Raw genomic sequence first — 24,837 nt, 5'->3', positions numbered from 1 at the left:
GTTTGCAGCGGAGAGATCTAGGATGCGCGTTGTGCGGGCGCCAGTTCTTCGGAATCCTGAAGGTACAGCTTGATCTTTTCGAGCAGAGCCGGGAAAAGCTCTTCCTTCTGAAGGCACGCCTTAACGTCATTGCCTCCGTCAATCGGGCCATAGCCGGTGACGATGATGACCGGAACCTCGGGGTTCTTCTGGTGAACCCGCTTGGCGAGTTCGAGGCCGCTCATGCCTTCCATGCGCATGTCGGTGACGATGAGGTCGAAGGTTTGGTCATCGAACTTGCGAAGAGCGTCTTCGGCGTTGTAAGCGCTAACCGCCTTGTAACCCTGCATTTCGAGGATCTCGCAGCTCAAGCGGGCGAGCACTTCGTGGTCATCGACAAAGAGAATTTGTTTCATAAATTGCGAACCTCTCGCAAAACGTTTGGAACGGTTACCGCAGGGCCAATACGCAGTATGTTTGTTTCGAAACGAACCAGAAAAGATGCCCAATTGGCAAAATTTCGCGGATTGGCGCGGCACACCGGCGTAATTTGCGGTCTGGACAGTACTACGGCGGAACGGAGGCTGTCTATTGCAAGAAACCTAAGGCACTTAAGGTGCCGGGCTGATTCTGCTGGCGAGCGAGTGGGGCTAACCTCTGATTCATCTTGGGAGACAGAAACGAGCGTTCGACGTGGCTTTTCGTACTGTGGGCGCTATTGCTCGTCGCGAGCATAGCAGGCTCGAGTGCAGGCAGAAAAGTCATGGAGAAGATCCGATTGCACCGCGGTCGGGCGCTCGGGACAATTGTGGTGGGACCGCGCGGAATGGGTACGACAACCCGGAATTCAGTGCGCTAATCCAACAGAGCTCAGCCTCTGTAGTTATTTGCCGCGACTTCGGTCGCGGCCCTTTTTATGCGGGCGTTTGACGATTCTTTTCGTCGTCCCATATACTCGTTAAGTAGGAATTCCGCTTCGGTTTCCCCTCGTGATTTGCTACCGCGTTTCGCGATGCGAGGGGGCGGTTAGCTCAGTTGGTTAGAGCGCCTGCCTTACAAGCAGGAGGTCGCAGGTTCGAGCCCTGCACTGCCCACCATCCTTTCTACGGATTTTCAAGAAGCGGGGACGTAGTTCAGTTGGTTAGAACGCTGCCCTGTCACGGCAGAGGTCGCGGGTTCGAGTCCCGTCGTCCCCGCCATAGATTCCAAAGCATCTTCCTCGGATCTGTGGCTTCCCACCGCTTTTGATTCTTTCATCCCAAAGTGAAGACGGCGTTGCCCGTCAGAACAACGCCAAGGCTGCGATCGCATTTCTCTTCGACTAGGTTCGGTTGATTACCGCCGCTCCTGCTTTGCTGACAACTTCATCCTGGGAATCCGTGCCGCCGGAACTGCCGATGGCGCCGATGATCGCACCATGCTCGACCAGTGGAATGCCGCCGCGAGACGCAATCACTCCGTCAAATGCGAGCAGGTAGTTGAGGTGCATCAACTGGATGCCGTCCTCAAACACCTTTGTTTCACGGCGGAAAGTCGCACCGGCTCGTGCTTTGTGTTCGGCAATTTGAATTGAAGCCAGCATCGCTCCATCCATGCGTTGAAACGCGACGAGATTTCCGCCGGAATCGACTACGGCGATATTCATTTTCCAATTCCGCTTCTTCGCTTCTGCGACGGCAGCGTTAATCACTGCCAGCGCTCGGTCAAGCGATATCGGGCTGCCGTACGGAATATCGAAGGGGATTTGGTCGGGGATAGCATCGAGCGGATTCGTCGAGGGTTGTGCTTCCATAACGGTTGCCGATTCATTGCTAGCCATACAAGTCCTCCCAAAAAACGTCGTTTGAGGCGCATCCGAGATACGCGTTACCCATCTGCGGCCAGCTAGCCCGCGAGTTGTCCGAGGTAGTATCCGAGCCGATTTTCCGCATCGCCGGGCCTGTGGAAACCGCGCGCCATGAGCGCTTTGATTCCGTTCTGGGCCGCGGGTCGGCCGAGCGAAGCGATGCACGCATCCCACCCGGCGCCAATTTCGACGTCGGGAGGCAAGCTGGTGTTCACCAGGCGCTTGGTGTTGGCAATCGCCCATTTGTCGAATTTGGAGATGCGCGTCGCGAGCGCTTCTACATAGGCGTCCAATTCGGCGTCGGGAAGCGCGCGGTTGACGTAGCCATAGGCCTCGGCCTGTTCTCCTCGGACGTCTTCTGAACTCAAAAGAACTTCGAGGGCACGGTTTCGGCCGATGAGTTGGGGCAGCCTGGCCATGGGACCGCCTCCGGCGACCATGCCAACACCCACTTCCCACTGCGAGAGGATCGCCTTTTCGCGACTCGCAAAACTCATGTCGCAGGCGAGAGTGATCTCGCTGCCATTGCCCGTCGCGCGGCCGCGGATGAGGGCGATAGATGCGACTGGCGCACGGGTCAAACGCACGAGAAAGTCAGGCCACGGCGGTAATCCGGTGGGCCCCGCCGGCATTGAAGTCAGGTCTTCAATCTTGGCTTGGAAATCGGAGTGGTTCAGGAAGTAGTCGTCCACCGCGCTGTCGAAGACCACGACCCTAACTTGTTCGTCAGCTTCAATCGCGTTGATGACGTCCTGAAAGTCGCGCACCATTTGCGGTCCCATGACGTTGATCGGCGGATTATCGATCGTGACCCGCCAATAGGCAGCGGAACGTCGGGTAATTCGAAGCTGCGCAGAATTTGCGGTTGCGTTGATCGGGGCAACTTTTGTAAGAGCGTTCGCAGTTGTCACAGGATCGTTCTCCTTTTTGGCTCTTCTGTTTAAAAGGTCAATCGAAGACGGGATGAGCAGTCGGTGGTTTGCGTGCTTCGATTCACGCTCATTGAGCCAGAACAAAAAGGGCCGCACAATCGGACGATGGTATCGGCAACACCTTGGTATCAACCGGAATGGTGGGGTCGGCGTAGCTGGGTCTAACGGAGTCGCGCTTCCCTAGGTGTCCCGGACTACAAATTCTGACAGTATCTGGGCGAATATCGCTCCCATACGATGCTCTTTCCGCGCAGTACCACTTTCCGGGGGAAGGTAACGAGAGGCCCAGTGCACACAAAAAGGACGACTCTCATCTTCCTGGCGGTTGTCCTGGTCGTAGCCCTCGCGATCGCGTGGCCAATAGTCTTTCCATTCATCAAGCCGGTCGCATTTGCGATCGTGATTGCCGTGGTATTCAATCCGCTTTACCAGAGATTGTTGAAGAGAACGAAGCGGCCCGGAACGGCATCGTTCCTTACGATCATCGTCTTTATCACCCTGCTGGCGATTCCAGCGTCGTTTCTAGTCGTAACCGCCACACGCCAGGCGATGGACGTGGGCCACCGGGTGAGTGAAACGACGACCGCACACGGCGGAGTGGCGCCGACCATCGAACGAGTTTCCGCAAAACCGCTCGCTACGCTGGGACGTTACCTTCGCATTCCCCCCAGCGAACTGAAACAGCGAATCGAAGACAAGTTGAACGTATGGGCAGGTCGCATGATGAGTCAGAGCGGAGCGCTTCTGGCGAACTTGTTCAGCTTGCTCGCGAATTCGTTCATCGCACTGATTACCGTGTTCTTCTTGTTTCGCGACGGCGAACGTGTGATCGAAGGAATGGATCGCGTGCTGCCTATAACGAAAGAGCAGTTACAACGAATTCTGAACGGGATCAGCAACTCAATCGTAGCCAACGTCTATGGCATGGCTGCCGTCGGTGCGGCACAAGGATTTTTGACGGCGTTGGGCCTGGCATTTTGCTCTGTCTCGTCCTCGATTTTGCTCGGGCTGGTTGCCGCTATGTGCTCATTGATCCCGATCGTCGGAACCGGACTCGTGTGGGTCCCAGCTGCGGGATACCTGATGATCACCGGTCACGTTGGGAAAGGCATTTTCCTGCTTGCCTGGGGTGCATTCGTCGTCAGCTCGATTGACAACGTGATTCGTCCGATGGTGATTCAAGGCCGCGTGCAAGCCCACCCGTTGCTGATACTGTTCGCGTTGCTCGGCGGGGTGCAGGCGTTCGGATTGATCGGCCTTTTCGCGGGCCCGATTCTGTTGTCGGTGATCACCGTGCTGTTGCAGATCATGCTTGAAGAGATCCGAGAGAAGGACGCGAAAGCACTCAGCGCGCAGGTCCCAGCCACATAAGCTGTTCTACGCCTTCACGTGCTCGGAACTTAGCTGAAGAAACGCATCACGCAGGCGGGCATGGTTCTGGAGCACGCGGAGATATCGCGACTCCTCCGGTGCTGCCTTTGCACGAATAGCCTCGAGAGCGAGTTGTTTTTCCGCGACACTCCACTGGCTGATATCGGGAACCAAGGCAAGTACAAGACTGATATTCTCGAACGCAGCAAGTTCCTGCGGGTTCCAGTCGTGGAGAGTAGCCCCCAAAGTCGTCGCCATATCGGCCGAGATGGCCGCTCGCATCTGCTTAACGTCGCCATGGAATTTGGCGGCCATGTGTTGCTGGACCGCGAGCCCGATTGAGCGCGTTGAAAAAGTGTCCCATCGCCCAACCGCGGCGGAATCAAGGTCGTAGAAGACATGGTGTTCCGCGAGTTTGCTAAGAGTTCGGACCGGCACCCGGTAGCCGGGCCGAGCGATGATCTTCTTCTCCTCTTCAAGCGTCAACGCCAGCAAATCTGGACGTCCCGGACGGAAACCGAGCTTACGGTAGAACCAGAACGCCCCGGATTGCAGCGCTTCCTCGTTGTCCTTGCCAAGCTGATAGGGATAAACCGAGAAGCAACTGACTCCGGCGAGCTGATGCAAAAGTTTGAGCGCCTTCGCATAGATCCACGCGGTTTCGCCGTCACGATAGGCGTAGAAAGTGTTGAAGCCGACTTCCATCCACTCGAACAGCGAGATGCCTTCAATGTAATTAATCGGCAAACCGTTCTTGACGGTCAGCCCGCAGTGATACGCGCGAAGCGGAAGACGACGATCAGGCGGCAGTCCCCAGAGATAGATCGTCACTCCGCGACCCACGTCACATTGGTAAACGGAATTCGCATCGGCGCGGGTGGTGCCGTAGAGTTCGCGCCCGCGAACCGTGAGCGCCGCGCGGACCAAATCGAGGACTCTGAGGCCTTCCTTTGCCGCGAGCTTTTTCATCGGCAGCGGAGGCGCAGAGAATTCTTTCGAGAGAGAGACTTCATTACGACGAATAAGCGCGGCGTCGTGGCAGAAAATTTCAGATGCCGGGAAGCGGCCGAACGTCCGGGTTGCCGGAGTATCCTCAAGATCCCACCGAACGAACAGGCCGAGACTGTCGTATAGCTCAGATTTCTGAGCGAAGGTGAGGGGAAGCGATTCGAATTGCCGCATCAGCCAATCGAAGTCATGCGCTTCGCCGCCGGCAGCAGCGCTGAGCCAGGAGAGGATCGGCGTGTCAGCCTCGACCAGCGCATCGTCTTCGAGTAGCGGGACAAACCGCGGCAGTGTTGCCCCGAGGCGCGAGCGTTGTTCTTCTTCGTCCCAGTCGGCATGGAGTTGCGCCGGGTAGTGCTGCCACAACCAGCGCGCGACTTCGTAGGTAAAGCTCTCTTCGATCGAGGTGCCTGCAATGCCGGAGACAGCCTCGGGTTCGAATACATCCATCTCGGCGCCGGATTCGCGAAGCCGCAATACCTGCTGGCTGATGGAAGCGAGCAGCGATTCTGTCCGCTTGACCACCGTCGCACTTTGCGGAAACGCGCGCAGGAAAAGCAGGGCATCATGAAAACGGATGAGCGTTTCTGGCTCTCGAAAGTGCGCGTTGGTGAAGGCGTCGAGGATCTTCTCAACGTAAGCAGCGGATTCAGGGCCGTATTGGTGGCGGCATTGTTCAAGGCGCGCGACTTGCGCTGCGAGCGAGTGTCCCATGGTTTTTGTGCGTTTTGGCGGTGGGCGACAGTGTAACGCGAGATCCCCGACCGACCAAATACAAGCCACCGGGCCAATCATCTCTGTGCCTGCTGTCCGGACCGCGCCGAAAGCCATTCGTCCCAATCAGGGACAAATCGGCTTGACAATCGTAACGTCGAGTCGTAGGTTAACACTGTTAAGTTAACACCGTTAACCAATAGGACGTGGGTATGGGAATCCAGGAACGGCGCGAACGCGAACGGCTCGAAACTCGGGAAAAAATCATGGACGCTGCGCGCGAGCTGTTTATTGAAGAGGGGTACGAAGGGGTTTCCATGCGCAAGGTCGCGCAGAAGATCGAATATTCGCCGACCGCGATCTACGTCCATTTCCCCGACAAAGAGCAACTTTTCCTCGAACTCTGTCACTCCGATTTCCGACGTCTCGCGGCGCAATTCCTCAAGCTGGCTGAAATCAAAGACCCGGTCGAGCGCTTGCGCCGCATCGGTTATGCCTACGCCGACTTTGGGACGAAGAACCCGAACCACTACCGAATGATGTTTATGACCGCACATCCGCCGGTCCCGGACGACATGGAAGGCAGGGGCAATCCAGAGGAAGACGCGTATGCGTTTCTACGCGAAACCGTAAAGGAAGCAGTGGCCGCAGGCGCGTTTCGTTCTGATCTCACTGATGCCGATTTGATTTCGCAGACGGTCTGGGCTGGGGTGCACGGCGTGGTCTCGCTGCAAATCGCAAAGTGCGACGATCCCTGGGTGCCGTGGCGATCACTGAAGAAACGTACCGAACTTGTAGTTGAAGGGTTGTTGTCCGGGTTGTTGAAGAAGGGGTAATGCGATGCCGCCGCTAGCGCAACGAAACCTGCTGCACGATAAAGTTCGACTCACCGTAACGCTCACGGGCATCGTGTTTGCAGTGGTGCTGATCGTCGTGGAACTGGGGCTCTTCGTCGGATTTACGGTCACGACATCGAGCATCATCGATCGTTCGCGTGCCGATCTCTGGGTCGTGTCGAAGAACACACCGTACATCGAGCAGGGACGCGCATATTCCGAGCGCAAGTTGTACCAGGTGCTGGCGACGCCGGGTGTGGCGTCGGCAGAGAAGTACATAGCGCACTGGACACAGTGGAGGACCCCGGATGGCGCCGAGGAATCGGTGCAGATCATCGGATTCGACACGCACGCACCAAGTCTGGGCGGCCCGTGGAACCTCGTGGCCGGCAGCGTGGATGACCTGCGGACGCCCGATGCCATCATTCTCGACGAGCTGTACATGAAGAAGCTGGGCGTGACGCACATCGGCCAGGTCTGCGAGATCAGCGGGCGCCGTGCGCGAGTGGTTGGATTCACGCGCGGAATTCGTTCGTTCACGACCAGCCCGTATGTCTTCACCGATTTCAAGAACGCGCAGGGCTACACAAATTTGCCGGAGGACCAGACCAACTTCATCCTGGTAAAGACGAAGCCCGGAGTGAGTGTCGAGCAGTTGCGGCACGAACTCGAAAGCCGAGTGCGCGACGTAGATGTGCTGCCGACCGCGAAATTCAGCAGTATGACGCGCATCTACTGGATGTTTACCACGGGCGCGGGAGTTGCGGTGCTGATCGCGGCAGTGCTCGGTCTGGTGGTGGGAGTCGTAGTGGTTGCGCAGACCATATACGCGACGACGATGGACCACATCCGCGAATACGGCACGCTCAAGGCGATGGGCGCAGCGAACAGCTACATCTATCGCGTGATCATCACGCAGGCGGGCATTAGTGCGGTCGTCGGGTACCTGCTCGCGATGGTGGTGAGCGTCTTCATTGTTCGCGCGAGTGCGAGCGGCGGGGCAGCCATCATGTTGCCGTGGCAGATGGCAGTCGGCATCTTCTTCCTGACCGTTTTGATGTGCGTGGTCGCGGCCATGGTATCGATCAGTAAAGTTACCTCGATTGATCCCGCGATGGTTTTCAAAGGATAGGAGTTCAGTATGCAGCCGGTAGTTTCAGTGCGTGGCGTGACGAAGGTCTTCGAAGAGGGAACGCAGCAAGTTCCCGTGCTTCACGGCATCGACATGGATGTGTATCCCGGTGAGTTCGTGCTGATGATGGGCCCCTCCGGAAGCGGCAAGACAACGCTGCTCTCCATCATGGGCTGCATTTTGCGCGCAACGTCAGGCAGCATCCGGATCGCAGGTACCGAAGTCTCAAAGCTGACGGAAAAAGATCTGCCGGCTATGAGATTGCAAAACATCGGCTTCATTTTTCAGGGGTTCAATCTCTTTCCGACTCTTACGGTCGGCGAGAACGTAGAACTCTCGCTCGACCTGAAGGGTGTGCGTGGTTCGGCGGCGAAAACGGAAGCGAAGCGCTTGTTGGCGCAGGTCGAGATGGAACATAAGTACGATTCGTTTCCCGCGGACCTGAGTGGAGGACAGAAGCAACGTGTTGCAGTGGCGCGCGCTTTGGCTGGATCGCCCGGATTGATTCTTGCCGACGAACCGACAGCCGCATTGGATTCGCACTCCGGCCGCAACGTGATGACGATTCTCTCCACCCTGGCGCACGAACATGGCCGCGCCGTGGTCGTCGTGACGCACGATCACCGTGTTCTCGAATTTGCGGATCGGATTGTGCACATGGAAGATGGGCGCATCGTTCCTGACGATTCGAAGCAGGAGAAGCAAGACTCGAAGGTGCTGTGGATGCCCTTGATCGCCGGGCCGCAACCCAGCGTCGGTGATGTGCTCTCGCAGGGCTATTCGCTTTAAACGCTGCTACTAACTGTTGGTGCGTGGGCAGGCCGCGTTATGGGCCCTTCATTTTCCGAACTGCGACAGCAGGAGGTCGCCATGAAAAAGAGAATATTTACGATCGGCGCTGCAATCCTCGTTACCGCGTCCACCGCTACCGTCATTTGGGGCCACTCGGCGCGCCAAGCCCGCGAGAGCGTGGTTCAGAAGAACACCGCGGATTGGATCGTTGCCGGCGCCGGCCGCGTCGAGCCCGAGTCAGAAGACATTAAGCTCGGAGCCGAGTTGAGCGGAAAGCTCAAATCGGTCTACGTGGAAGAAGGCGATCGCGTGAAGCAAGGCCAACTCCTTGCTGAATTGGAGAACGCGGACTATCACGCGCAGGTTGCGTCCGCGCAGGCCGAGGTGCACGAGACGGAAGCGCAGCTTCGCAAAGTGGTGAACGGCGCTCGGCGCGAAGAGCGGCGTGAGGCGCTCTCCACCGTCGAGCAGGCGCGCGCGGTGATGAACAACTCCGAAAGCGAAATGCTGCGTCGCCAGAAGCTCTATGAAGCGGGAGTCATCTCGCGCGAAGAAGCCGAGCAGTATGCGAAGGAATACGACGTCGCCAAAGCGAAATTCCAGGAAGTCTCCGAGCACCACAAGCTGGTAGACGAAACCGCTCGCGAAGAAGATCGCGACATCGCGACGGCCAACTTGCTTGCGGCGCGAGCACGGCTGGAGCAGGCGCAAGCGATGTTGGCGAAGACGTTCGTTCGCTCTCCCATCGAAGGCACGGTGCTGCGTAAACATCATCGTCTCGGTGAAAGCGTTTCTAACGGTTCGACGGTCCCGGATCCCATCGTGACGATTGGAGCAACAGAACGGCTGCGCGTCCGCGTTGATGTGGACGAGGCCGATGTCAGCAAGCTTACGGTCGGGCAGAAAGCGTATGTGACCGCCGATGCGTATGGCGATAAACGCTTCCGGGGGCACATCGTGCGCATTGGCCAGGAGCTCGGACGCAAGAACGTTCGCACCGATGAGCCCACCGAGCGGGTAGACATGAAGATCCTCGAGACCATGATCGAACTCGATGGCGGAGACGAATTGCCAATCGGACTGCGCGTGAATACGTTTATCGTTCCGAAGAGCTAGGCGGAAATACAGTGAGGCGGACCACAGGGTCTCCGCCTCACATCTCGCGGTAATTAAGCAGTCCGAGTCCGATGAGAACGAAGCACGCAGGCCAAATCCAAGAGGGAATTTTGCGATCTTCCGCCGGTAGCCTGAGTTCAAGCCAGCGGGCCCATCCGGCGAACGCGGCGCAGATGCCGAGCGGCACGTGGCTCAATTCGACGAGAAGGTTTTCCTTCACATTCGTGATGGCGTGCGAGTGGGTTAGGAGTACGGCGCCTCCTAAAGCGCACATAAGCGGAAACACGAGTGCAAGCTTCGAGTTCTCGCGGTGTTGCCGCCGCACGCGCAACTCGAAAATGGCGAATGCGGCGCAGACGATAGCTGCGATGCGGTGCTGGAAGACCTCTGGATCGACCCAACACGCTCCGACCCCTTTCGATCCCACCGGCCAACATTCAGTGTCGGCCTGCACAAAAATGAAGATCGAAATCCCTATCAGCAGCAAAGGCCAATATTCCGCCCACTGTGCCTTGCCGGTGCGAGCGAACAGAGCCAGCAATCCCATGGCGAGCACGACCAGCCCCATCCAGTGATGGTTTGACTCGGACTCGATGGCATCATTGATCGCATGGACCGTGCGTGGCACGCCGTCCACGTTGTAAATCTGGGGCCGGTTCTCGATGACCGCACCTTTCGCACTCGCGTTGATGCCGACACTTGGGAGTCCTGATATGTACTGGTATTTAAAGCGTGGCACTGTCGGTTTGAGGCGTTGGTAAATTTGATGGAAGCTTACGGTCTCGTTTGGCTGATCTACCGCAGGGGGCTGTGAAGTAAGAGAGGCCGCAGTCAGGATGACCGTGATGCCGATTCCAACCTCCGCCTCAATCAGGCGTCGCAATCGAGGCAGTCCCTGTTCCGGTGTTGCATCTCGCAGCAGAAGGTAATTCACTCCTCCCAACAGAAGAAGAACGCCCAGCATGGTGGCCTTGGCCAGCACCATCACTCCATAGGCAGCGCCGACAACTGCTCTCCATGAGCCGATGTAGATGATGCTCATGAACCCGCCGCTGAGCAGCAGTAGGGCGACACTCAACAGTGCCAAGCGTGAGAAATTCTTGGTCAACTGCCATTGGGTTGCGGTGTCGCGGGCGCGAACCAAGCCGAGAATGAGGAAGGGCAGCCCGCCGATCCAAAATCCAGTCACCAATTCGTGCAATGACGAAAGCGCGATCAGCAGCGGTCGCCCTTCCATCCGCGAGGCGGCGTGGTTCGTCATTACCGAGGCGCCCATGATCGTGATTGCGAGCAGCGGTAGCAGCCACGGTGCGAACCGATTGCGCTCGCTTGCTGCGAAAGCCGCAATCACTGACGCTGTGAGAACGATGGCGCCGGAGATGAAGAAGTTCGCCCCAACCACGCCCGCGAAGCCAATCTCGGCTGTCGCCATCAGTACGGATGAATCCACGTACAGATAAGTCAGTTGAACAATCGCAAGTCCGATAGCGCTGATCCGCAACAGTCGCCAGGTCGCTGTCCGTACTCTGGCCACGCTGTCAGTATTGATTTCGGGAGAGCTGCGTGCGACGGCGAGCAGAAACATCACGCCACCGATGAGCACGGACTGGAAGACCAGTGTCCCGGCGCGGAGCAAAACCGAGAAAAACGCGAAGAGGTCAACTAACTTCAGAATCATCGCTGTTCAATTCACGGTAAAGGGGATCTCGCCCTTGCTCATATGGCCGTCGGAAGCCAGCACATGCCACTGCAACTTATAAGTGCCAGCCTTCAATCCACTCGCATGTGCTTGCAGTCGGTCCGGGCTGGGCTGCTTTTCGATGGGTAGCGGGGCCGTGTTGCCGTCGGGAGAGAGAAGCCACAAGCGCGAGCGGTCGCCATCAATGCGAACATTAAATCGAAGGTTAAAAGCGATATCGGGCCCCTTCACTGCCGCGTTTGCCGCGGGACTCGATTCCACGAGAACCGCGTGGGCCCAAGCGAATTCAGCAGTCCAAACCAGCAGGACTAAAACAAGCAACCTCATCGCCCAGCTTCGGAAAGACAAGTGCATCCCCGATCTCCTGAGTTTAAAGGACTAGTTTACGGCAGTCGGCACTTCGGTGCGAGCGGATCCAGCCATGGTGCTCCGGTTCGAAGCTGTCATGGCTGGTCGCTAGTTGACGTGATGAGTTCTGCCCGCCGATGGTGCGGACGGCAGGTAATTGCTGTCTCCAGAGTAAGTGCCGGTCATCGTATAGACGAGGTTTGGAGTGCCCACTGGCGGTGTCATCACGCATGTACCAGTACCAGTTGCGTTCAGCGTCCCGGTGCAAGTTGTTGCGGCGGGATCGTCCATCACGATCGTTACCGTTCCCGTCGGAACGAGCGTCGCTGGTGTGACGCTGAATCCCACTGTAAACGGAGATCCAGCCCGTGACGGATCCGGTGTGTCGGACGTGAGCGTGGTAGTGCTTGTCGCCTGCGTGACCGCAAGTGATCCGTTCACATAGTTCACAGCATAATTGTTGATGTTGAAAGTTCCGGTGCGTGCATTACTGGGCACGATTGCGTATGGTGAACCAGCAACCGTAGCGGAAGCCCCAGATCCGGTACTCGTGAGCGTGACTGCACCAACCGTTTGACCGAGTTTCAATCCCGTCGCGGTGAACAACGTCGTACCCATCGTCAAGGTTGTACCGGCGGTTTTCGTACGGTCGTTCGCGGTAATCGCGAGTGGGGCTTTCGCAACTGTGAAGCTTCCATTCACGTAGGTGAACGAATAATTGGTAGAACTCAAGGTGCCGACGGTTACAGTAATCGTGTAGGTGCCCGGCGTTGTGGTCTGCGTGACGGTCGTCGCGAGGTTTGGCGAACCAGAGAGTGCTGCGGATGTGTCCCCGTTCACAAATGCGGTATATGTCGGCGTGAGGGTCGGATTCGCATCGCCGTAGTATTTGGTTGCGGTGGCGCTCACCGTGAGCGGCGCTTTATTCACCAGCACGTTTACTGTCGCGCTCACGAGGTTGTAATCCACAGCATCCGCCGGCGTGAATGTCACGCTTTGCGCGTTGGTTCCGGCGACTGGCGGAATGTAGCCGGGTGTTGTGAAGCCGAACGTCCCGCCCACTGAGGCGGTTCCACCGGACAACACGGAGGAAGCCAGGCTCTGGCCGTAAGTGATAGCTCCCGCCGCCGGCCAGATGCTCACCGTGGGAGTCGCTTTGTTGACCGTCAATGAAGCGTTTACGTAAGTAATGCTGTAGTTGCTCGTGGTGAACGTGCCGCCGGTCGCAGCGCTCGGGGTAATCGAATAGGGAGAGCCCGCCACCGAAGCGCCAGTCGCGGCGCCTGCGCTCGTAAGGGTTACGCCTCCAATCGTTTCTCCGTTCTGAAGTTCCGAGGAGGTGAATGCCGTGGTTCCCAGCGTCAGCGTCTGGCCGTAGGTTTTGCTCTGATTGTTTGCGGTGATTGTTAGTGCCCGCTGCGTGACTGAAAGGCTGCCATTGACGAAGGTGAATGAATAGTTCGTAGCTGCAAGCGTGCCCAGCGACGCCGTAATGACGTAGCTTCCCACCGGACTTGTCGCTGTCGCGCTGCTGGCCAGACTGGGTGCTCCGATCAACACGGAAACAGTGTCTCCGTTCACGAATCCCGCATAGCTAGCAGTAAACGACGGATTCGCGCCGCCATAGGGCCGAGTGGCATTGTTCGCGGTTACCGTGATCGTCGCCTTGTTCACCGTCAACTGCACCGTCGCGCTTGCCGGGTTATAGGTGGTGGTATCGGTCGGGTTGAACGTCACCGAAAGCGTTTGCGCTCCCGACGCCAGAACCGTTCCCGCGGCTGGCGTATAGACAAACGTCCCCGGCACCGTAGTCGAGGCGTTCAATTGGGTCGCACTAAGAGGAGTTCCGTACGTAATCGGAACGGGCGTTGCCCAGGTTATGACGGGCGTAATCGTGCCGGCTACGGTCACCACCATTATCGGCGAAGTGGAAGCTTTAAAGTTCGAGTTTCCGGCGAACGCGGCCTTGATGGAATGCGATCCCGTCGTCAAGGTAGTAGTGCTAAGTGTCGCCAGACCCTGAACCAAGGGAGATGTACCGAGAACCGTCGCCCCGTCGCTAAAGGTCACAATGCCGGTCGGTAAATAAGCGCCGACCGTTTGTGGAGACAGTGTCGCCAAAAACTGTACCGTATCGCCGAGATTCGCCGATTTTTCAGGGAAGGCATTCAACAACAGCGTCGTATTGATTTGAGCGCCTGTCATCGCCACGATGGAGGAGTGGCTCGCTGCGTTCAGCGCATCGCCGCTGTAGCTGGCCATCACGTTATGAGTTCCAGCGCCAAGCACCCGAATCGGTGCGACGAGCAGAGAAACGCTCCCTTGCTCGAGGGAGAGATACACGTTTCCGCTGTATGGCGAATTCGACGAGTACACCGGCGTGATCAGATCTGGACCGCCGTCACCGTTGAAGTCTCCAATTGAAACCGCTGACCCGTTGCCGCCAACGTAGTGAAACACGCTGAAGTTGCCGGTGCCGTCTCCGAGAAACAGCGTTCCTCCAACCACGAGGTCCGTTTTCCCGTCGGCGTTGAAGTCCGCCACTGCCATTCCGTATCCGTTCGCAGAAGATCCACACGAAACCGTCGAGACTTGCGTGAAGCTTCCGTCGCCGGCACCCAGGAAGATCGAAGCGCCCTGTACGAGTGCGCTTATGCCAAGGTCGGGGATTCCATCATTGTTGAAATCGCCGACGACGAGGGTATATGGACTGTCGGACAAACTGATCGTCGAGCCGAGCGTGAAATTGCCGGTGCCATCGCCAAGCAAGACCGACGCCGTGTAATCCATTTGGTTGACGAACGCCAGGTCCATCGCGCCATCGTGGTTGAAGTCGGCAGTGACGATGTCCTCCGGATTGTTGCCACTTGGGAAACTCGCGCCGAGACGGAACGTGCCGTCGCCGTTGCCGAGCAGGAGTTGCACGACATTGAGATAGTTCTCGGTAACCGCGAAATCCGGAATGCCGTCGTCGTTGAAATCACCAATCGTGAATCCATAGCCCCAATCACCCGTTGAGGGCGACGACTTCAACCTGAATGTGCCATCACCGTTCCCAAGATAAATCGCAATCGTCTCGAGGTTGAGGATTGCGATGTCGAGCTTCCCGTCACCGTTCAGATCAGCGGCTATGACTGCGTTCGGAGAGTCCGCTGCCAGTGTGGCGCCTTGAGTGAAAGAACCGAGACCGTCGCCAAGGAAAACTTGCGCTTTGTTCGCGAGATTACTTACAACCACGAAATCCAGCTTGCCATCGCCATTGAAGTCGCCAACCGCGGTGAATTGCGGTTGTCCGATCGCCGTGCCTCCCACCGACGCCAGTGGCGTGAATCCAATCGTTGAGTCCGTGAATGAAATCGACACCAGGTTGTAGTTGGCGTTGGTTGTGTCGAGCATGGACAGCGAGCCGGACATTGGCGGAATCGGCGCTCCGGTCACCGCCACTTGCGCTTGATACAAACCGCCATATCCGTACGATTGCGACGAAATGATTCGCGTCGCGGTGGATACGGCGCCGGAAGCGACATCAACCCGTTGGGCGCTGGATGCACTCACACCGTAGGTGCTCGTTCCCTGGAACACCGCTTGGATCTTATGGCTCCCGTAGGCGAGGGGTATTCGCAGTGTCGCGGTGCCCGTTCTTGTTACCCAAACCTTCGCGAGAAGAGAGCCCTCCTCGCAGAAGGTTGCGTTCTCCATGTCGCAGAATTTAACTTGCCCCGAAGAGACAGGGCTTCCGCCTGCTGTGACCGTCGCGCTGAACGTCAAGATCGTGCGCTCGGACACCGATGTGCCCGGCGCAATACCGAGCGTGGTCGTGGTCGGCGTTTTGGCCGCCCAAACAGAGGCAGAAAGAAAACAGCTGCAGAGGAGACCTGACAAACGGAGAGCTAGGCGAGACGAGGAAAAACGGACAGAGAACGATTGCGCGAACATATGGCTCCAAACGGGGGAGGACGACCATTTCAAGTCGCCGGCCCACGGGCAAAGCGGAGGCGGCTTAGCCGCGCACTTCGGGGCTCCATATGCCCATGACTGATATAAAAATTTGGCCTAGTAAAAGTTTAGGAGCGGGATGGCACAAACCCGTGTGATGTCTGTCACTTATGCGAGTGAGCGAGGCACAAGAAAGGAATTTGCTGAGGGGCGATTCAAGAGTGAAATGGTAGGCCCGAATGGACTCGAACCATCGACCTCTTCCGTGTCAAGGAAGCGCTCTAACCAGACTGAGCTACGGGCCTACGAGGTAGGTTCCTTATTAGTTTAATGCCTGCTGCCGTTCTCGGCAAACCGGATGGCAGTCCGCCCGTATCAACGTTCGCGATCTTTCATCCGCAAGCATGCAGTGATCTCATATCATTCCACTATGAGTGGGAACGGATTTATCGCCAATTCGCGGATTCTGCTGCTGAAGTTCTCGAAGTTTCTTCAGCGTCCTGCAATTTGTGCGTCGTGCGTGCTGATCTTAGCTACGTGGACCCCGGCAATTGGACAGACGACAATCCCGCCCGGAAACGTGCTGCCGATCAGCCTGAACCAAACGACGAAGGCAGACCATACCCACCCTGGCGCTGCGATCAGTGGTCGCCTGATGCAGGACGTTCCTCTCCCCGCCGGCGCCAAAATCCGTGAAGGAGCAACCGTCTCTGGGACGGTGGTGCAGGCATCGCCAGATGGTAAACAGATCACCTTGCGCTTCGATAGCCTCGACGACCACGGTACAAAGCAGCCGATACTGAGCGGATTTCGCGCTCACGCTTCCTACATGGCGGTTTCACAGGTGTTCATTCCACCGTCCGGGCTCGACCGCTCCACCCCATATAGCACTGCAACCCTCATCCTTATCGGCGGCGATGTCTCATACCGCGGCGGTGGCCCCGTGACTCACGGCAACGATCCCGTCGGCAAGCCAGTGGGAGAGGGCGTGCTCGTGAAGGTTCTTCCGAACCCGGATCGGGGCTGCGATACACCTTATGATCGCAACGACACCGAGCAGGCGCTGTGGGCATTCTCGTCCGACGCTTGCGGCATGTACGGTTATATTCATCGCAAGATGGTGGATCGCGGGCTCCTCAACGGCTCGGGTCAATTCACGCTTGCCACCGCCAAGGGAAAGATAAAATTGCAAAAGGGCGACGGTATGCTGCTCATTGTCATCTCTCCAACTCGCTGAGTGTTACAACCGTGTGACAGGCTGCCGCTGTTGACTTTCTGAGTTCTAAGTCGGAATGCAACATGCTTTTCACTAGCCTGTGAATCCTCGTTAATACAATTCGGCAACTATCTAAGTATGCAGGCACCAGCGTGCGACACGTTGCTCCTGTCGGATGTGCATCTCGGTTCGGACATCAGCCGCGCCCGAGAAGCCCTCGCAGTTCTTGATTCCTGTTCGTATCGCAGGCTCATTCTTCTCGGCGACATCTTTTCCGACCTGAACTTTGCGCGCCTCAATGGCGACCACTGGAAATTCCTCTCCCAAATCCGCAAGCTCTCGAACCGGAAGCGGCGGATCGAAGTGGTTTGGGTAGAGGGAAATCACGACCAGGGTCTCTCCAAAGTCATGTCGCACCTGGTCGGCATCCCGGTTTATCAGCGCTACGTTTGGGAATTTCAGGGCAAACGCCATCTCGCAATTCACGGACACCAGTTCGACCGCTTCGTCGCCAATAATGCATTCATAAGCCGGGTTGGAGAGCTTCTTTTCGCGCAAATCCAGAAGCTCGATCATCGGAAGAAGACGTTCTCTCGCTATCTTGATCGCATCAACACACGATGGCTGCGGCTGGAATCGAAGGTCGCTGCCGGCGCCTTGGCGTACGCGAAATCCGGCCACATTGACCGCATCTTCTGCGGACACACCCACGCTACCGCCCAGATCGAGCGCGACGGCGTGGAGTACTTCAACACCGGATGCTGGATTGACGCGCGGCCCAGCTACATCACTATCGGCGAGGAAGGAGTCACCATCCGTGAATACGACGGCGGAGCTTACCATTGTTATCCCAGCGAAGAACGAGAGCCGGAACCTGCCGGGTCTCTTGACCTCTTTGAGCAGGCAGGATTATCCGCAGTTGGCGCGTACCAAAGTATTCGTTGCTGACGCCAGCTCAACTGACGGAACTCCCGAAATTGCTCGATCATTCGACGCTTATCTAAATGTCGAAGTAATTGCCGGCGGCCTGCCTTCGGTCGGTCGAAATGCAGGGGCAAAACTTGCCACGACCCGCTATGCGTTGTTTATTGACGCCGACATTGAGCTCGAAGATCCGACGCTGCTTCGTCGTGCGACGGAAACGATGCGGCGCCGAAACCTGCATTGCCTCACGACCAATATCTGGTGCTCGAACGGCCGGTTGAGCGACCATGCGCTGTATATCGGCAACAACCTCGTGCAATATTTCGCCTCGTGGACGAAGCCCTTCGCCACCGGAATGTTCATGCTCTTCGAGCGCGCAAAGTTCAACGAGCTTGGAGGGTTCAATGAGAAGGCCCTGTACGCGGAAGATTACCTGCTGACCAAACAGGTTTCTCCGCGCCGCTTCGGTATCGTGCGCGGATCGGTTTCAACAACGAACCGTCGCTTTCAGAAAATGGGCCATCTCAAGATCGTGCGCATGTTCCTGAAAACGGCGCTGAACAGCTGGAATGAAAGCTACTTCCTCCGCGATCATCAGTACTGGAAGGAAGCCTAAGCTAAGGCGCGACGCTGCTTCCGTTCTTCGTGGCGGGTAGTTTGCCAAAGTGCTCGAGGGTTGCATCGCTGATCGCGTTCTGTGTCACGATGTCGCGATACAAACGCGCACTCAGGCGGGGTGAGCGTTTCTGCGTGCGCGGATCCACTTCGAACAATCCGAAACGCAGCTTCCATCCTTCGTTCCACTCGAAGTTGTCCACCAGGCTCCAGTGGAAGTAGCCGCGAATGTCGTAGCCCCGCTGGATCAGGTCGCTGATGTTCTGCAGCGTCTTCACGATCACCCACGGCCGAATCCGATCGGTGCGGTCGGGCACTCCGTTTTCCAGGATGTAGATCGGCTTCTTCAGCTCCGAGTAGACTTCCACCGCGGGAATGACACCGTCGGGGAAGGCTTCGCCGTAAGGCAGTTCCACGCCGTGGTCACCCTGCGGAACGTCGGGAGGAACAAAGATTCCGCCTGCCTTGTCCTGCGCTTTTGGCCAGCGCACATGCAGCCGGTTGTAGATATTCAATCCGATGAAATCGATCTTCCCTACGGCCTCCGGTACGCGCCCTGCGAGCACCGACATCGTTCCCGGCATCGAACCGGTCTTCAGGAAAGACAGTGTCGACCGGTTGAAGGCAGCATCGTAAACCCGCGCCAGCATGCGGTCCGATAGGGAAGCGGTCGCGGCGCGGAACACCACGTAATTCACTGCGATCCCAACCCCTGCGTCGGATTGCAGCCGGTGGATCGTGTCGTAAGCGAGCGCATGCGCGCGATGCGCGCCGATCAGTGCGGCCATGCCAGCTTGGAGGTCGTTGATTCGGCCGGGAGGAAACTCTCCGAACATGTAGCCGAAGGCCGCATAGACGTTCGGCTCATTGAAGGTCACCCAATCCGTGCAGAGGTCGCCGAATTCGGTTATCACTCTTTCGGCGAAGTAGTTAAAGAGCTTTGGCCCTTCCTTCGAGGTGAACGCGCCCTTGTACTCGAACCAGAGCGGATGCGTGAAGTGGTGCAGGGAAGTGAAGATCCGCATTCCGCGCGAGCGGACCGCCTTGAAGATCTCGCGGTATCGACGGGCAGCGGCTTTGTCCCACTTGCCCGGCTTAGGTTCCAGGCGGCTCCATTCCAGCGAAAGGCGCATCACGTTCAATCCGAGGTCGTGTGCCCGATCCAGATCTTCTTCTGCTTCGTGCCACCAGTTGCAGGCGAAGCCGCACTTGTCTCCGGAGCGGATGCGACCGCGCGCTTCCCACTCGTGCCACTGATTGTGCACGTTGCCGCCCTCGAATTGGTGCGCCGATGTCGAGACACCCCACTGGAAGCCTGGCGGGAAGGAAACCATACCTTCATCTTCTCTGAGAACAACAGATGAATGAAATGGCGATGAACGGTTTCAGCGGGAATTTCACGGAATTTTCAACGAGAAGCAGGCTTCTTCGGACATAAAAAACGCCGCTCCTAAGAGCGGCGTTCCGTTGCTGACGCGTTGAATTTAGTGATGTCCACCGTGCGAGCCGCCACCACCACCGCTGCTGTGACCGCCGCCACCGCTGCTGGCGTGACCACCACCACCCCCGTAGCTGCCGCCACCGTGGTACGACGGTGCCGAAGCGTGGCCACCACCGTAGCTCGGTGAGCTGTAGTGGGGCGCGCTTGGCGCACTGTAATGCGGTGCACTGTAATGCTGCTGGGCACTGGGTGCACCGTTGTGCGGTGCGCTGTAGCTCGGCGCACGGCCGTAGCCCTGGCTCGGGCTGTACGAACGCCCGTAGCTGGGACTTGGGCTGTAGCTGCGCCCGTAGTTCGGGCTGTTATAGCTGCGGCTCGGAGGCGCCGCGTAGCTGCGCGACGACTGCTGCGCCGGGCCGTTCATCCGCGGCACATTGTGTGACTGGCTCGAGTGTGACTGGCTCGGCGGAGCAGAGTAGCTCTGTCCCGGCCTTGCGTAGGTGCCTCCCGGACGCGAATTCGTGGTCGCTGCCGGTGCGTTCTGCATCTGCCGGCCAGAACTTGCCGGCGGACGCGGAACGTAGTGGCTGTTGTTGGACGAGCCTGGAGTAGCGCTCGGCGGATGCGGTACGTTGCGCGTCATCGGCGCAGGTGCATGGCCGTTGTTCGCGACTACACCGTTGCGGCCGTTGTTCAAGCCGGCGCTCGGGCGTGTCGTGTTAATGCCGCCGTTGGCGCGTACATTCACCGCATTGCCATTCTGCCCACGTGCCGGCGGCGCAAGGTGCGAGTACGTCGGTCGGTTCGCAGTACGCGCCGGAGGTGCAACGGACGCGCGGGTCTGGCCGCCGATGCGGCTCTGTGCCGTCGGACGCAGCTCGTTTCCGAGGCTGCGATTGTTGACCGGGTGCTGCAACATTGCGGTCCGCTGCTGCGCGGTCACATTCATCCGGTTATTGCGAATGTTCATGCCGCTCGTGACAGCCTTACCATTCGCGACCACCAAGCCGTGGCGATAATTCGCCGGCTGGCCATGGTTGCCGTAGTTGTTGTGAATGTTGTTGATGTTGGTGATGTGCGTATTCGTCACATTCACGTGATTGAAGTACGAATGTCCGTGGTGGTACCAAGGATGATAGGCCTCACCCCACCCCAGCGGGCACCAACCCCAGCCGCCGCCGAAGCCTATGCCGATACCGAAACCACCGCCATACCAGCCGACGAGTGCGGGAGCGTAATACGGCGCGCCCCAGTAAGCGTACGGTCCGGGCGTCCAGCCCCAGCCCCAGCCGCCCTGCACCCAACGGCCATAGTGATACGGAGCAAAGCCCCAAGGCTCGGCGCCGATCCACGTCCAGCCGTATGGCTGCTGATAGGCCCAATTGCCGTCGCTATAGGGTTGCCAGTTGTCATTCTGGTCGTTCGGGATCCAGACGTTTCCGTACTGGTCGTCCTTCTTCCAGGTGCCGTAGTCGTCGAGATCGCTCGAACCAATCACGTCAGGCGATACATATTTCGCCGACGTGGAATTCTCGTCGTGGCGATCGCGTGCGACCGCCCACTCGTCGAACTCATCTTGTCCGGGCGCGCGATCCACCGTGTACGCCATCGAAGTTCCATTCGAGAACTTCGCCTTTTCACCCTGACGCACCGCTACGGATGGTCCGTCGCCGGTGGCGTTGCCTTCGCCCTTCCAAACCGTGACGAACGAAGTGTCGCCGTTCGGGTCCACGTCAAAGCGGTAATCGCCGGGCTTCTGCACGGTGAACGCCATGTTCGGCGTGTCGATCTCGTAGGTTTCGCCGTCGTACAGGTGACGCACGCGCAAATTCAGCGTGCCCTGGTGCACCTGCAACTGCGTGGTCTTATCGGCAACATTCGCCAGCGTGACGCTGGTTTCCGCGCCCATGCGGAACGTGCCGGTACCGACGTTCAATTCGGCTTTCGAATTCTGGTCGGTCCAAACGTTATCGCCGGTGGTCATCGGGCGGTTCAGCGTTCCCGCAACCCAGTCGTTCACGCCGCCGGGCTGGATGGAAACTTGCCCGTCCATGAACTGCATACGCGCTACGCGGCGCGATGGGTCCTGCGAGTCGTCGTTGTCCTCACCGTTCGCATTCGCCTGCTGCGCGTCTGCCGGTGGCGGAGGCGCATTTTGCGACTGTGCCGATTGCGGATATCCGCCTTCCTCGGGCTGATCTGCCGAAGGTGACGAATACTTTGGTGACGGCGCGGAATACTGCGGAATGGTGTTGGAATCCGGTGTGGCGTACTGTCCGGAATCATTCTGTGCAGAATTGCTCGTCGCCGGATACTGAGAATCCGGCGGCGGTGGCGCGTCCTGCGCGAACGCGAACCCGGCGGTGACTGCTGTCGCCAGGACTGCGTTCAGAAATGCCCCCCTCATGAACCTCATGGCCTGTCCTCCCCTGAGAGACCGCCTTGCTTCGCGCACAGCGTTCCGCGGCGTACTGCCGGACGAACCCTGTGTGTACAGCTCAATGTCGTCTCTGTTTTCCCTGGAAATTATGATTTCCATAGCCAGAGATGTAAACCCCGCGTCAATCCTTTAGTTGCGCCCACTCAGACGAGGGGAAGGAGCCGGCCAAGCAGGTTTGGGGGGTGAGTGTACCCCTCCCCCATGAAAAAATGCAAAATCTTCAAAACATGAGGGTTAGCGATTGCATAGCTCGCAAAATATTCTATCCAAAGGGGTTACAGGCAAAATATTAAAAACAAAAGAGTTACTTGGCCAAATCTGAGAGACACGGTGGCTCCACTACGAATCCGTTTCGTCTGCGGATTCTTCGATCACCACGGCAGGCATTGTCCGATGAAAGGGTGAATTGTCAAAGAACAGAACTGTGATTGGGAATGCCCCAGTTAGGCATGGTAGCGGGGTGGTGTCACGAAATCTGTGACCGGGAACACGGGTGCGCGTGAGATGGGTCACCGGCAACGGTAAGTGACGCGACACATGGGGTGAGGCTTAGGAGTTGAACTCAAAATATGGTGAACGTGCGGTCTGTCCTCGAATTAAGTGTTCCAGATGCTGCGTGCAACCAACGTCTACTTCGTCGCTTGCTGCGACGCGGCCACATCTTTCATTTTGATTCCGAGGGTTCCGGCGTTGCTCGACTTCAAATCGTAAATGCCTGTGCGAAGGTGAAAATCGCCCTTGCTCGGAACATCGATCTGTTCGTGGATCTGAAGCCCCACCTTCTGCAAAGTAGCGTACGTTTGCGGATCCAGGGACATCGCCTTCCTCCCACTCACCATGTTCACGGGCTTCCCGCTGGAATCATATGCGACAAGTTTCACTTCGACGTCGCCGTGCCGAGTACCGTCCGGACCAATGTCGTACTTGAGGTCATCCGGCGCGACGGCAAAGTCAACGTCGTAGCGTGTCACTGGCCCTTTCAAGTCGCGGTTGCTCCCCGCAGGGGTAGCATCAACTGCCGGTTGCGGGCTCGACGGCAACACGCGCAGCTTATAGAGGATCTGCGCAACATCAGGCACGGCGAATCCCACCAGGGGCAGCAAAGGATCGGGTGCGGCCTCAAGTTCCGATTGCCGAACGGCCGCAGCATCCAGCGCGTAGTATCCGCGACGATAAGAGAGCTTGTGCTTTCCTTTGAGCAGCTCCACGGAGATATGCCGGTAACTCCCGTCCACCTTCGTGTTGGTCGACGTATAGCTGATCTCGTAGTAGCGCATACCGTTGTTCGTAATACGGGTCAGAACATCGTTAATCCCGTTGCTGTTGTAGAAAGCCTGACCTCCGGTGTCCTTGGCCATCTCCTCCATCGTCAGATCGTTGCCAGCCCGCTCGTCAATTCCCGCATGCAGCCCTTGCACCTGGTCCTGAACGAACCCGCCCGTGCTGTAAAACCCAATCTCTTTTGCGTTGGCTTGGTAGAGCGCGTCCACTCTCAGGCCTGCCGCCCCGACCGGATAAACTGCCACCTGCGCCGCGGTAAGAAGGTCAGCCGTCCTTTGAATTTCGCCTTGAAATCCCCGTACCACGGCGTTCGGATCCGGCAAACTGGGATCCGCCATAAAGTTGATGGGAAACGAGCCGGAGATCCAGATCACATTTTTGCGGCCCGGAAAGCTCCCGAGATAGCGGCCCAGTTGCTGCATTGCTCGCAGCGTGATCTGGACCCGCGACTCGGTGATCCGCACAACGGTTTCCTCCAGCATCTGCTTCACTGCGAGCGCCGGGTTGACCGCCTCCTTGGCCAAGTTCTGCATCGGTGCGCTCGGTGCGAGGGCGACCATTGCTCCCAGCCGCTCGTAAGCGTCCTTTTCCACTTGGGACTGGAGTAACGGCGACTGATGGGGACCAGCGACCGCAGGGTCATTCAGCGCCGCCAACAATACCGAAGAATCGGTCGTGAATTCCTGAAGCATCCGCAGTTGCGACGTCAACGTAAAAATCGCGATGTGTGCGCCCGGCGGAATCGTCTTCAAGTACTTGATCATCTGCGAACGACTGAAGGACTGGTCTTGCGTCTGCGTGTTCAGCGCGTCCACGAGCAGCACATTCACCGTATCGGCCTTCAGCAGCGCAGGAAAGTTTGTAAACACCCCGGGCGGCATCGGGGGCAGTTTGACCTCAGTCGGCGGTACGCCCGTATGCTCCTCGAACGAGGAAATGGTCTGCGGCTTGCCGTCTTCCGTCACCCGAAAGTCCTGCTTGTGCAAGCCGAGAACTGGCTCCCCCTTCCCGCCAATTACGACCACGTCCACCAGCACGGCACGCACTTTGGATTCGAACGTGGGCGCAGGGCTCGCATTGGGCGCAGCAGTTTGGGAATAAGCGAAAGGAATGACGAGGAGGGAACTAAACCAAACGAGACATCGGTGGGACATACGTCCTCTTAATCAGAACGCTATCACGTTTGGCTTGAGATTTGGCGGATGTCACGGCTC

General features: G+C 57.8%; 18 protein-coding genes and 3 tRNA genes. 10 read left to right on the top strand and 11 right to left on the bottom strand.

Annotated features, from left to right (window positions below):
- Nucleotides 1-17: 17 nt before the first annotated feature.
- Entirely contained in the window at nucleotides 18-395 is a 378-nt protein-coding gene (locus ACID345_RS20920) for a response regulator (RefSeq protein WP_011524828.1), read from the bottom strand.
- A gap of 604 nt (nucleotides 396-999) precedes the next feature.
- Between ACID345_RS20920 and ACID345_RS20915 the strand changes: the two genes are divergently transcribed.
- Both ACID345_RS20915 and ACID345_RS20910 read left to right on the top strand, forming a co-directional pair.
- Nucleotides 1,000-1,076, top strand: a tRNA-Val gene (locus tag ACID345_RS20915).
- A 25-nt stretch (nucleotides 1,077-1,101) separates the two neighbouring features.
- A tRNA-Asp gene (locus ACID345_RS20910) sits at nucleotides 1,102-1,178 on the top strand.
- 122 nt (nucleotides 1,179-1,300) lie between these two features.
- Here ACID345_RS20910 and ACID345_RS20905 read toward each other — a convergent pair.
- Both ACID345_RS20905 and ACID345_RS20900 read right to left on the bottom strand, forming a co-directional pair.
- The gene (locus ACID345_RS20905; protein WP_011524827.1) at nucleotides 1,301-1,798 is read right to left on the bottom strand and encodes a GlcG/HbpS family heme-binding protein; all 498 of its coding nucleotides are present in this window, start codon (nucleotides 1,796-1,798) and stop codon (nucleotides 1,301-1,303) included.
- Nucleotides 1,799-1,863: 65 nt separating this feature from the next.
- Entirely contained in the window at nucleotides 1,864-2,736 is an 873-nt protein-coding gene (locus tag ACID345_RS20900; RefSeq protein ID WP_011524826.1) for an enoyl-CoA hydratase/isomerase family protein, read from the bottom strand.
- A 309-nt stretch (nucleotides 2,737-3,045) separates the two neighbouring features.
- Between ACID345_RS20900 and ACID345_RS20895 the strand changes: the two genes are divergently transcribed.
- Nucleotides 3,046-4,128: an AI-2E family transporter gene (locus ACID345_RS20895; RefSeq protein WP_011524825.1), complete on the top strand. Its 1,083-nt coding sequence runs from the start codon at nucleotides 3,046-3,048 to the stop codon at nucleotides 4,126-4,128.
- Nucleotides 4,129-4,134: 6 nt separating this feature from the next.
- Here the strand turns inward: ACID345_RS20895 and ACID345_RS20890 are convergent, their stop codons facing one another.
- Nucleotides 4,135-5,847 (bottom strand): hypothetical protein, encoded by a 1,713-nt coding sequence (locus ACID345_RS20890; protein WP_041855958.1) that lies wholly within the window; start codon nucleotides 5,845-5,847, stop codon nucleotides 4,135-4,137.
- A 266-nt stretch (nucleotides 5,848-6,113) separates the two neighbouring features.
- Between ACID345_RS20890 and ACID345_RS20885 the strand changes: the two genes are divergently transcribed.
- The 4 genes from ACID345_RS20885 (at nucleotide 6,114) to ACID345_RS20870 (ending at nucleotide 9,723) form a co-directional block, all read left to right on the top strand.
- On the top strand, nucleotides 6,114-6,683 hold the full coding sequence (locus ACID345_RS20885; RefSeq protein ID WP_049761995.1) for a TetR/AcrR family transcriptional regulator: 570 nt from the start codon (nucleotides 6,114-6,116) through the stop codon (nucleotides 6,681-6,683).
- Nucleotides 6,684-6,687: 4 nt separating this feature from the next.
- Nucleotides 6,688-7,815 carry an ABC transporter permease gene (locus tag ACID345_RS20880; protein WP_011524822.1) on the top strand — a complete coding sequence of 376 codons (1,128 nt, stop codon included), beginning with the start codon at nucleotides 6,688-6,690 and terminating at the stop codon, nucleotides 7,813-7,815.
- Nucleotides 7,816-7,824: 9 nt separating this feature from the next.
- Entirely contained in the window at nucleotides 7,825-8,604 is a 780-nt protein-coding gene (locus tag ACID345_RS20875) for an ABC transporter ATP-binding protein (protein ID WP_011524821.1), read from the top strand.
- Nucleotides 8,605-8,685: 81 nt separating this feature from the next.
- Nucleotides 8,686-9,723 carry an HlyD family secretion protein gene (locus tag ACID345_RS20870; RefSeq protein WP_011524820.1) on the top strand — a complete coding sequence of 346 codons (1,038 nt, stop codon included), beginning with the start codon at nucleotides 8,686-8,688 and terminating at the stop codon, nucleotides 9,721-9,723.
- Nucleotides 9,724-9,760: 37 nt separating this feature from the next.
- Here the strand turns inward: ACID345_RS20870 and ACID345_RS20865 are convergent, their stop codons facing one another.
- The 4 genes from ACID345_RS20865 to ACID345_RS20845 form a co-directional block, all read right to left on the bottom strand.
- The gene (locus tag ACID345_RS20865; protein ID WP_011524819.1) at nucleotides 9,761-11,401 is read right to left on the bottom strand and encodes a copper resistance D family protein; all 1,641 of its coding nucleotides are present in this window, start codon (nucleotides 11,399-11,401) and stop codon (nucleotides 9,761-9,763) included.
- Nucleotides 11,402-11,407: 6 nt separating this feature from the next.
- Complete coding sequence (locus ACID345_RS20860; protein WP_041857025.1) at nucleotides 11,408-11,749, bottom strand: copper resistance CopC family protein; 342 nt, start codon at nucleotides 11,747-11,749, stop codon at nucleotides 11,408-11,410.
- A 129-nt stretch (nucleotides 11,750-11,878) separates the two neighbouring features.
- Nucleotides 11,879-15,706, bottom strand: a complete 3,828-nt coding sequence (locus ACID345_RS20855; protein ID WP_011524817.1) for an MBG domain-containing protein — start codon at nucleotides 15,704-15,706, stop codon at nucleotides 11,879-11,881.
- Nucleotides 15,707-15,933: 227 nt separating this feature from the next.
- Nucleotides 15,934-16,011, bottom strand: a tRNA-Val gene (locus ACID345_RS20845).
- A gap of 104 nt (nucleotides 16,012-16,115) precedes the next feature.
- Between ACID345_RS20845 and ACID345_RS20840 the strand changes: the two genes are divergently transcribed.
- The 3 genes from ACID345_RS20840 to ACID345_RS20830 all read left to right on the top strand — a co-directional run bounded on the left by ACID345_RS20840 (nucleotide 16,116) and on the right by ACID345_RS20830 (nucleotide 18,462).
- Nucleotides 16,116-16,943: a hypothetical protein gene (locus ACID345_RS20840; protein ID WP_228370685.1), complete on the top strand. Its 828-nt coding sequence runs from the start codon at nucleotides 16,116-16,118 to the stop codon at nucleotides 16,941-16,943.
- Between the two features lie 117 nt (nucleotides 16,944-17,060).
- Entirely contained in the window at nucleotides 17,061-17,870 is an 810-nt protein-coding gene (locus tag ACID345_RS20835) for a UDP-2,3-diacylglucosamine diphosphatase (RefSeq protein ID WP_011524815.1), read from the top strand.
- On the top strand, nucleotides 17,764-18,462 hold the full coding sequence (locus ACID345_RS20830) for a glycosyltransferase (RefSeq protein ID WP_228370787.1): 699 nt from the start codon (nucleotides 17,764-17,766) through the stop codon (nucleotides 18,460-18,462). Before ACID345_RS20835 ends, ACID345_RS20830 begins: the two co-directional genes overlap by 107 nt.
- A gap of 1 nt (nucleotide 18,463) precedes the next feature.
- Here the strand turns inward: ACID345_RS20830 and ACID345_RS20825 are convergent, their stop codons facing one another.
- The 3 genes from ACID345_RS20825 to ACID345_RS20815 all read right to left on the bottom strand — a co-directional run bounded on the left by ACID345_RS20825 (nucleotide 18,464) and on the right by ACID345_RS20815 (nucleotide 24,777).
- Nucleotides 18,464-19,795, bottom strand: coding sequence for a glycoside hydrolase family 1 protein (locus tag ACID345_RS20825; RefSeq protein WP_011524813.1), 1,332 nt, complete (start codon nucleotides 19,793-19,795; stop codon nucleotides 18,464-18,466).
- 150 nt (nucleotides 19,796-19,945) lie between these two features.
- On the bottom strand, nucleotides 19,946-22,318 hold the full coding sequence (locus ACID345_RS25930) for a DUF6600 domain-containing protein (RefSeq protein ID WP_011524812.1): 2,373 nt from the start codon (nucleotides 22,316-22,318) through the stop codon (nucleotides 19,946-19,948).
- 653 nt (nucleotides 22,319-22,971) lie between these two features.
- Nucleotides 22,972-24,777, bottom strand: coding sequence for a VWA domain-containing protein (locus ACID345_RS20815; RefSeq protein ID WP_011524811.1), 1,806 nt, complete (start codon nucleotides 24,775-24,777; stop codon nucleotides 22,972-22,974).
- Between the last annotated feature and the right edge of the window lie 60 nt (nucleotides 24,778-24,837).

The organism is Candidatus Koribacter versatilis Ellin345 (assembly GCF_000014005.1).
Taxonomy (GTDB): domain Bacteria; phylum Acidobacteriota; class Terriglobia; order Terriglobales; family Acidobacteriaceae; genus Korobacter; species Korobacter versatilis_A.
The sequence above is the reverse complement of the archived record's forward strand: the minus strand, read 5'-3'. Positions and strand labels throughout refer to the sequence as shown.

What these genes read in the sequence shown, in the direction of transcription:
- ACID345_RS20920 (WP_011524828.1), bottom strand. Translation starts at nt 395, where the DNA reads ATGAAACAAATTCTCTTTGTCGATGACCACGAAGTGCTCGCCCGCTTG.
- ACID345_RS20905 (WP_011524827.1), bottom strand. Translation starts at nt 1,798, where the DNA reads ATGGCTAGCAATGAATCGGCAACCGTTATGGAAGCACAACCCTCGACG.
- ACID345_RS20890 (WP_041855958.1), bottom strand. Translation starts at nt 5,847, where the DNA reads ATGGGACACTCGCTCGCAGCGCAAGTCGCGCGCCTTGAACAATGCCGC.
- ACID345_RS20885 (WP_049761995.1), top strand. Translation starts at nt 6,114, where the DNA reads ATGGACGCTGCGCGCGAGCTGTTTATTGAAGAGGGGTACGAAGGGGTT.
- ACID345_RS20880 (WP_011524822.1), top strand. Translation starts at nt 6,688, where the DNA reads ATGCCGCCGCTAGCGCAACGAAACCTGCTGCACGATAAAGTTCGACTC.
- ACID345_RS20875 (WP_011524821.1), top strand. Translation starts at nt 7,825, where the DNA reads ATGCAGCCGGTAGTTTCAGTGCGTGGCGTGACGAAGGTCTTCGAAGAG.
- ACID345_RS20870 (WP_011524820.1), top strand. Translation starts at nt 8,686, where the DNA reads ATGAAAAAGAGAATATTTACGATCGGCGCTGCAATCCTCGTTACCGCG.
- ACID345_RS20865 (WP_011524819.1), bottom strand. Translation starts at nt 11,401, where the DNA reads ATGATTCTGAAGTTAGTTGACCTCTTCGCGTTTTTCTCGGTTTTGCTC.
- ACID345_RS20860 (WP_041857025.1), bottom strand. Translation starts at nt 11,749, where the DNA reads ATGAGGTTGCTTGTTTTAGTCCTGCTGGTTTGGACTGCTGAATTCGCT.
- ACID345_RS20855 (WP_011524817.1), bottom strand. Translation starts at nt 15,706, where the DNA reads ATGTTCGCGCAATCGTTCTCTGTCCGTTTTTCCTCGTCTCGCCTAGCT.
- ACID345_RS20835 (WP_011524815.1), top strand. Translation starts at nt 17,061, where the DNA reads ATGCAGGCACCAGCGTGCGACACGTTGCTCCTGTCGGATGTGCATCTC.
- ACID345_RS20825 (WP_011524813.1), bottom strand. Translation starts at nt 19,795, where the DNA reads ATGGTTTCCTTCCCGCCAGGCTTCCAGTGGGGTGTCTCGACATCGGCG.
- ACID345_RS25930 (WP_011524812.1), bottom strand. Translation starts at nt 22,318, where the DNA reads ATGAGGTTCATGAGGGGGGCATTTCTGAACGCAGTCCTGGCGACAGCA.
- ACID345_RS20815 (WP_011524811.1), bottom strand. Translation starts at nt 24,777, where the DNA reads ATGTCCCACCGATGTCTCGTTTGGTTTAGTTCCCTCCTCGTCATTCCT.